The organism is Actinomadura sp. 6K520 (assembly GCF_004349245.1).
Classification (GTDB): domain Bacteria; phylum Actinomycetota; class Actinomycetes; order Streptosporangiales; family Streptosporangiaceae; genus Spirillospora.
This window is the reverse complement of record NZ_SMLC01000251.1, coordinates 1-8,058: the sequence shown is the minus strand read 5'-3', so window position 1 is coordinate 8,058 and position 8,058 is coordinate 1. Positions and strand designations below refer to the sequence as shown.

The following is an 8,058-nucleotide window of genomic DNA, read 5'->3' as shown; positions in this document are numbered from 1 at the left end:
GGTACCGACTCCGCCCGCCGCAGGATCTCCGCCGGCGCCGCCCTCGACCCGGCGGAGATCCTGCGGCGGGCGGAGTCGGTACCGCCGCGGGGCGCGTCGGTGTGGCGGGCGGAACGGAAGCCCGGCACCTGAGCCCGGTACCTGATGCCCGGCGCCGGTCCGGACATTGCGAAATCATCGCGATTCACCAAAGATGCCCTGAGGCCCCTTGTAAGGCGCGTCACACGCACATGATCATCGGCACTCATGGGGCGACGACGGGGGTTCGTCACCGGGCGGATGGCCGGTGACCGGACGCTGGTGCTGGCCGCCTGCGCGACCGCGCTGTTCACGACCGCCGTCCTCGCCGCACTCGCGGGCTACACCGGCCCGGTGACCCGCGAGGGGATGCGGCGCACCCTGGCGGACGCCACCTTCGAGACGGCCGGGACGACGATCGGCGCGCACGTCCGTCCCGGCGGGCTCGCCGAGGTCCAGGACCGGGTCCGCCGGGCGCTCGGCCGGATCTACGGGGACGTGCCGCTGGCGGTCTCGATGAGCGTGCGCGGCGACTCGTACACGCTGCCGGGGCAGGAGAACGGCGACCATCCCGAGCTGACCACGTTCGCGACCTACACCGGGATCGAGAGGCACGCGCGGCTCACCGCGGGCCGCTGGCCCGGTGCCGGCGGCGGGTCCGGCGAGGTCGAGGCCGTCCTTCCGCGCGCCGCGGCCGACGCCATGGCCGTCGAGGTGGACGACGCCTTCACGCTGAAGGGGCGCGTCGACACGACGTCGGCCGTGGACGTCCGGGTCGTCGGGCTGTTCGACGTCCCGGACCCCGGCAACCACTTCTGGCAGGGCGACCGGCTCGTCACGACCGGTGCCGAACGCCTCGACTACACGACGTACGGGCCGTTGGTGGTGACTCCCGAGGTGTTCGGGGAGCGCTTCGGCGGCACCGGGTCCGACGCCCGGTTCGCCGTCCTGCCCGACCTCAGCGGCCTGGACACCGGCGATCTCGGCCCGCTCGCGCGCCGCGTGAGCGCCGGTGAGAAGACCCTCCGGGAGGGCGGCGACGGGGCGCAGTACTCCGTGGTGACGGAGTTGCCGGAGCTGCTTCGGCAACTGCGCGAGGCCGTCCAGGTCGCGCGCTCCGCCATGCTCATCCCGGTGATCCAGCTCGTGCTGCTGGCCGGATGCGCGTGGCTGCTCGTCGCCCGGCTCCTGGCCGATCACCGGCGCGGCGAGGTCGCGCTGCTGCGGACCCGCGGCATGGGCATGCGGCAGCTCGCGGCCGCCGGCCTCGCCGAGGGGTTACTGGTCGTGCTGCCCGCCGCCGTGCTCGGCCCGCTGCTGGCCGGGCCTCTGCTGCGGCTGGCCGGGTACGCCCCGGCGGTGCGCGCGTCGGGGCTGCGGCCGGCCACCGGGCCGTCCCCGGCGCTGTGGGTCGTCTCGGTCGTGGTGGCGCTGGCCTGCGCGGTCGCCCTGACGATCCCGACCCTGCGCGGTGCGAACCGTACGTTCGTGGCGGCGCAGGCCGGTCTCGGCCGCCCGGGGCGGGGCGTGCTGCGCGGATCCGGCGTCGACCTGGCGCTGCTCCTCGTCGCCGGCCTGGCGGTCTGGCAGCTCACCCGGTACGGGGTGGACGGCGCGGGCGGTGACCCGGGCGGCGGACCGGGTGGCGTCGACCCGTTCATCGTGTCCGGGCCCGCGCTGGCACTGCTCGCCGGAGGGGTGCTGCTGCTCCGGGCGGTGCCGGTGGTGTCCCGCGCCGCCGAACGGGTCGCGACGCGGGGGCGGGGCCTCGTCCCCGCGCTCGGCACCCGGCAGGTCGGGCGCCGCCGCATTCGCTACACGGGTCCGGTGCTGCTGCTGGTCATGGCGATGGCGGTCGGCGTGCTGTCGGTGACGACGATCTCGACGTGGAGCCGCTCGCACACCGACCGCGCCGACTTCAGGAGCGGTGCCGACCTGCGGTTCGTCCCGTCGCCCGGTGCGGAGGGACCGGCGCCGCTCGGGCGGGGCGGGCGCTTCGCGGCACTGCCCGGCGTGACGTCCGCGACACCGGTGCTGCGCGCGGACGCCGGCCTCGGCACCCGCCCGGCGGTCCTGCTGGGCGCGGACGCGAAGGCGCTCGGCCCGCTGCTGCGCGTCCCGGCGGACCTGCGGCGCGACCTGCGGCTGGAGGAGCTGGCCCGGGCGCGTCCCGCCGCCCCGGCGCTGACCGTCCCGGGACGGCCGGAGCGTCTCCTGCTCGACCTCCGGCTCAGCCCCGCCGACCCGGGACACCGCCCGCCGCCAGGCGAGGGTCACGAGCTCGCCGTGACGATCGTGGACGGGCAGGGGTTCGCGCGGAAGGTGCCCCTGCCCGGGCTCGCCGCCGACGGCGACGAGCACACGCTCGTCCTGGACGACCTGGCCGGGCCGGGCGGCGCGCTGTCCTATCCGCTGTCCGTCCGGAGCCTCCACTACTCCTACGACGCGAACCCTCCCGCGGAGGGGCTCGTGCTGGACATCCTGGCGGTGCGGGGCGACGGCACCGGGGAGGCGCCACGGCCGGCCGGTTCCCGATGGGGCGCGTTCGCCCGCTCCCCGGACGTGACGAAGCGGCTCGACCCGCGCGTCGCGGACATGGAGGGCGCGCTCGGGCGGCTGACGATCCCGGCCACCCCGGAGGACCCGCGGACGAGCAGGATCACCGAGCCGCTAGGGGAGGTCTCCGCGGTGCTCGGGACGTCGGCACCGCCGTCCCGTGGTCCGGGGGGCACCGCCGGCCCGGGGAACACCGATCTCCAGCCCGCCGTGCCGGGCGTCATCACCGGCGAGGCCGCGCGCCGCGCCGGCACCGGCGTGGGCGGCACGGTCACGCTGAGCACCGTCGACGGCGACCAGCCGGTCAAGGTGGTGGGGGTGGCGCCCGCCCTGCCGAGCGTGCCGCCCGACGTGCCGGCCGTCCTGGTGGACCTGCCGACCCTCACCCGGAGCAGGCTCACCGCGGGCGGGGCGGACACCGGAAGCATCACGCCCGGGGAGTGGTGGGCGGCGGCGCGGGAGGGCCGTACCGGCCCCGCCGTCCGGGCGCTCACCGGCCACCCCGCCTGGGGCGAGGTCGCCGCCGACCGCGCGGCGCTGCGCTCCCAGCGGCGGGACGCGCACCTCGGCGCTGCGCTCCAGGGCGCGCTGGTGCTGGGGTTCGGCGCCGCGCTCGCGTTCGCCGTCATCGCGTTCGTGCTGAACGCCGCCGTGACCGCCGGAGCCCGGTCCCGCGAGCTGGCGGTGCTCCGGGCGCTCGGGGTCCGCCCCCGGCAGATCGCCGGGATGTTCGCGATCGAGCAGGCGTACCTGGTGGTGCTCGGCCTGCTCGGCGGGACCGTCCTCGGGCTGGTGGTGGCGCGGCTGGTGGTTCCGCACGTGGTGCTGAGCGTGCAGGCCGCGCAGCCGTACCCGCCGGCCGAGCTGGTCGTCCGGTGGCCCGTGGTGCTGGGCATGCTCGCCGGGGTGGCGGTGGTGCTCGGCCTCGTGCTGCCGCCGGTGGTCCGGACGCTGCGCCGCCGGAACCTCGGCGCGGGCCTGCGCGCGGGGGAGGACCGATGAGGGGCCCGGTCCTGCGGCTGGCTCGGGCGCAGTGGGCGCCACTCGCCGCACTGGCCGCGCTGACGGCGGTGTCCGCGCTGCTCGCCGTCGTCCTGCCGGCGAGGATCGCCGCCGGGTACGACCGTGCCGCCGCGTCCGCGGTGGGCGCGGGTGCGGACGTGCGCGTGGAAGGCCGGTCGGGAGGCGAGACGGGGGCGCGCACGATCCCCGGGATGGCGGCGATGACGTCCAACTCCGTCGCCTGGCAGGACCTCCTGCCGCCCTCCCTGCGGGGTGCCGTCGGCGAGCCGGAGCCGTCGATGACCTCCGGGCGCATGTCGGTCGCCGGTGAGGCGCCGAGCCCCCGGCTGCTCTACCTGGGCTGGGCCGAGGGCGCCTTAGAGCGGGTCCGCCTCGTCGCGGGCGGGCCGCCGGTCAACCGGCCGTCCGGCACCGGCGACGAGGACGCCGAGATCCAGGTCGTCGTCGCTCAGGAGTATGCCGACGCGATGGGTTACGCCCCGGGCGACCGGCTCGTGCTCAACGAGCGCGACGTGCCCCGGCCCGTGCGGGTGCGGATCTCGGGCGTGTACGAGCCGGTCGACGCCGCCGACCCGTACTGGGGGCCGCGTCCCACCATGCTGCGGGCCATGAAGGCGGGCATCGGCGACGGCGTCCTCGCCGACGTCGGCACCGCGCTCATGGACGCGGGCGGATACACGATGCTCACCCGCCACCAGGACCGGCGGCTCACCTACAGCTGGCGCTTCCCCGTCCGCCGGGGCGCCGTCGACTCCGCGGGAGCCGCCGCCATGGCGGACGACCTGGACGCCTACCGGTCCGCGGTGCGCGGCCGCTCCGACCTGTTCCCCTGCGAGGTGGTGACCCCGCTCGACGGGCGGCTGAGGGGCTACGCGGACCGCCTCCACACGGCCAAGTCCGTCGTCGGGCCGGCGCTCGGCGGGCTCGCCGCCGTCGCCGCCGGGGTGCTGCTGCTGGCCGCCGGGCTGCTCGGGGTGCGGCTCAGGCCCGTCCTCGGGACGATGCGGGCCCGCGGCGCCGCACTCCGGCAGCTCGCCGTGCCCGCGTGCGGGCTGACCGCGCTCGCCGTCGTCCCGTCCGCCGCGCTCGGGTACGCGGTGGGGCGGCTGCTGGACGCCGGGCCCCCGCAGGCGGCGTCGGTGTACGCGATCGCCGTGTCGGTCCTGGCCGTCCTCGCCGTGTCCGCCGCGACGGTGGCGCGGGAACGGGGCGGCGGCCTGGAATCGTCTGCGGGCCGGCGGGACGACATCGCCGCGGCCCGGCCGTCCCGGCGGCGGCTCGTCCTCGACGTCCTGCTCGTGGCGCTCGCCGTGATCGGTGTGGTGCTGCTGCGCCGCCGCGGCGCCGCCGCGGGGACCGACCCGCTGGTCGCCGCCGTGCCGGTGCTGCTCGGCGCGGCGCTCGGCGTCCTCGTCCTGCGCGCCTACCCCTACCTGCTGCGCGCCGCCGGGCCGTACCTGCGCCGCCGTCGCGGGGCCGTCGCGTTCCTCGGCCTCGCACGCGCCGGACGGCAGGGGCTCGCCGGGACGCTGCCGCTGGCCGTCCTGCTCATCGCCACGGCCGTCGCGGGCTTCACGGCGACCGTCGGCACCGCGCTGCGCGACGGGCAGGAACGCGCGTCCTGGGCCGAGGTGGGGGCCGACGCCCGCGTCCCCGCCGGGCCCCTGGACGATGCCGCGCTCCGCCGGATCCGCGCGGTGCGCGGCGTGACCGGGGCGGTCCCGGCCCGGGTCGTGACGAACGTGACCGCCGAGGGGGACCGGGTCCCGGTGACGGTGATCGGCGTGGACCTGGACGCCTACCGCGAGATCGCGCCCGGCACGCCTGGTGTTCCGGACGCGTCCGGAGTCTGGTTCTCGCGGTCCGCCTCCCGCCTCCTCGGCTCGGGCACCGTGACGCTGAGCCGCCCCGGCCTGGACCCGCTGCGCGTCACGCCGGCCGGGCGGATCGACCGCTTCCCCGGGCTGGACCCGGGCTCGGCGTTCGCCGTCGTCCCGTACGAGCTGCTCGCCGAGGCGAAGGGCTTCCCGGCCGAGGTTTTCGTCGCCGGGGAAAGCCTGGACGCCGAGGCGCTGCGCGCCGCCGTCCCCGGCCGGGACGTCCGCCTGCGGCAGGACGTGCTGGACGGTATGGCCGGCGTCCCGCTCGTCTCCGTCGTGCACGGCACGTTCCGGGACGCCGCGCTCGCCGGCGGCGCCTACGGGTTCCTCGCCGTGCTGCTCGTCCTCGTCGTGGGGGCCCGCGAACGGGGCCGCACCGTCGCCCGCCTCCGCGCCCTCGGGCTGAGCCGCCGGCAGTGCCGGGCTCTCGCGCTCGCCGAGATCGCGCCCGTCCTCCTCTGCGCGGTCGGGGCCGGATGGGCGCTCGGCCTGCTGCTGCCCCGGATCATCGGCCCCGCCGCCGATCTGCGCCCCTACACCGGGGGCTTCGCGGCCGCCGCGCAGCTCCCGGGCGTCCCGGCGCTGCTCGGGCTCGCCGCGGCCCTGCTGCTCGCCGCCGCCGCTGCCGTCGCCGTCGACCGCGCCGCCGACTCCCGCCCCGGAACGGCCCTGAGAACGGGGGACCCATGACCGACACGCCCGACCTCGCCGAGCTGGAACGCCGCGCCGCCGAACGCCGGCCCGGCTACGGCGAGGGTGCCCACATCGTCTGCGACAACCTGGTCCGCATCTACAAGACCGAAGGGGTCGAGGTCGTCGCGCTCCAGGGCCTCGACCTGCTCGTCGACCCCGGCGAGCTGGTCGCCGTCGTCGGCGCGTCCGGGTCGGGGAAGTCCACGCTGCTGAACATCCTGTCCGGCCTGGACGTGCCTACCGCGGGCGTCGCCCGCGTCGCCGGCTCCGACCTGCTCACGATGGCGGCGCGGGAACGGCTGGCGTTCCGGCGCGAGAAGGTGGGCTTCATCTGGCAGCAGACGTCCCGCAACCTGCTCCCGTACCTGACCGCCGCGCAGAACGTCGAGCTGCCGATGCGGTTCGCCGGGCGGTCCCGCCGCGCCCGCGCCACCCGCGCCGCCGAGCTGCTCGGCATGCTCGGCGTCGGTGACTGCGCGGGCCGCCGCCCGGACGAGCTGTCCGGCGGCCAGCAGCAGCGCATCGCCGTCGCGGTGGCCGTCGCGAACGAACCCGGCGTCGTCCTGGCCGACGAACCCACCGGCGAACTCGACACCGCCACCGCGGCCGAGGTCTTCGCCGCGCTCCGCCAGGTCAACGAGGAACTCGGCACCACCACCGTCGTCGTCACCCACGACCGGCAGATCTCCGGGCACGTCGACCGCACGGTCGGCATCCGCGACGGCCGCACCAGCAGCGAGGTCCGCCGCCGCTCCGGCGCCGCCGAGGAGTACGCCGTCCTCGACCGGGCCGGCCGGGTGCAACTCCCCGCGGCGTTCACCGGGGCGCTGGGCATGCGCGACCGCGTCCGGCTCAACCTGGAAACCGACCACATCCGCGTCCGGCCCGGTGAGGAGCGCGAATGACCGATCCCATGGTGGCCGTCGAGGGACTCACCCGTACCTATCGGACGGGCGGGATCGAGGTCCCGGCCCTGCGCGGCGCGTCCTTCACCGTCGCCCCGGGCGGGCTCGTCGCGATCAAGGGCCGCTCGGGCTCGGGCAAGACGACCCTCCTCAACCTGATCGGCGGCCTCGACACCCCCGACGGCGGCACCGTGCGCGTCAACGGCCGCGACGTCGGAGCGCTCCCGGAGGACGACCTCCTCGCCATGCGCCGCGACGACATCGGCTTCGTCTTCCAGTCCCACGGCCTGATCTCCGTGCTGTCCGCCGCCGAGAACGTCGAGGTGCCGCTCCGCCTCGTCCGCACACCGCCCGCCGAACGCGACGAGCGCGTCCGCGTCCTGCTGTCCCTCGTCGGCCTCGCGGACCACGCCGCCCAGCGCCCCAACGAACTCTCCGGCGGGCAGCGCCAGCGCGTGGCCATAGCCCGCGCCCTGGCCAACCGCCCCCGCCTGCTCCTCGCCGACGAGCCCACCGGCCAGCTCGACTCCGAGACCGCCACCGCGATCATGCCCCTGCTCCGCGCCCTCGTCTCCAGCGAAGGCGTAACGGTGCTGGTGGCCACCCACGACGAGACCCTCTTGACCGAAGCCGACCGAGTCCTCCACCTGGAAGACGGCCTCATCACCGAGCCGCCCGCCCCGGCTCCGGCCTGACGCCCGTCCCGGCCGCGTCACCCTTCATCCTGCCCCTGCCGATGTCGGTTGCGGGGTGGGGCGGAGGGGAACTCGTCCCTTATGGCGACTGTGGTGTTGGTGGGGACGCTCGATACCAAGGGGGCCGAGTACGCCTGGCTTCGTGAGCGGTTGCGGGCTCTCGGGTGCGAGGTGGTGCTCGTGGACACGGGCATCGAGTCATCCGGGGTCGAAGCCGATGTCGCGGCCGAGCGGGTCGCGGAGGCCGGGGGCGCGTCGCTGGGGGCGTTGCGGGACGCGGGGGACCGG

The 8,058-nt window shown here is 76.7% G+C and carries 5 protein-coding genes; all 5 read left to right on the top strand.

Annotated elements, in window-relative coordinates:
• The first annotated feature begins 246 nt into the window (after window positions 1-246).
• Window positions 247-3,576: an FtsX-like permease family protein gene (locus tag E1289_RS34760; protein WP_131987955.1), complete on the top strand. Its 3,330-nt coding sequence runs from the start codon at window positions 247-249 to the stop codon at window positions 3,574-3,576.
• Complete coding sequence (locus E1289_RS34755) at window positions 3,573-6,167, top strand: FtsX-like permease family protein (RefSeq protein ID WP_131987953.1); 2,595 nt, start codon at window positions 3,573-3,575, stop codon at window positions 6,165-6,167. The genes E1289_RS34760 and E1289_RS34755 overlap by 4 nt, the downstream gene beginning before the upstream one ends.
• The gene (locus E1289_RS34750) at window positions 6,164-7,075 is read left to right on the top strand and encodes an ABC transporter ATP-binding protein (RefSeq protein WP_131987951.1); all 912 of its coding nucleotides are present in this window, start codon (window positions 6,164-6,166) and stop codon (window positions 7,073-7,075) included. The genes E1289_RS34755 and E1289_RS34750 overlap by 4 nt, the downstream gene beginning before the upstream one ends.
• On the top strand, window positions 7,072-7,770 hold the full coding sequence (locus E1289_RS34745) for an ABC transporter ATP-binding protein (RefSeq protein WP_243713360.1): 699 nt from the start codon (window positions 7,072-7,074) through the stop codon (window positions 7,768-7,770). Before E1289_RS34750 ends, E1289_RS34745 begins: the two co-directional genes overlap by 4 nt.
• A gap of 99 nt (window positions 7,771-7,869) precedes the next feature.
• The coding region (locus E1289_RS34740) for a Tm-1-like ATP-binding domain-containing protein (protein WP_243713358.1) at window positions 7,870-8,058 on the top strand (189 nt) is incomplete at its 3' end.

Bases quoted from the DNA above. Each gene is read 5' to 3' on its own strand.
- E1289_RS34750 (WP_131987951.1), top strand. From the start codon at position 6,164: ATGACCGACACGCCCGACCTCGCCGAGCTGGAACGCCGCGCCGCCGAA.
- E1289_RS34760 (WP_131987955.1), top strand. From the start codon at position 247: ATGGGGCGACGACGGGGGTTCGTCACCGGGCGGATGGCCGGTGACCGG.
- E1289_RS34745 (WP_243713360.1), top strand. From the start codon at position 7,072: ATGACCGATCCCATGGTGGCCGTCGAGGGACTCACCCGTACCTATCGG.
- E1289_RS34755 (WP_131987953.1), top strand. From the start codon at position 3,573: ATGAGGGGCCCGGTCCTGCGGCTGGCTCGGGCGCAGTGGGCGCCACTC.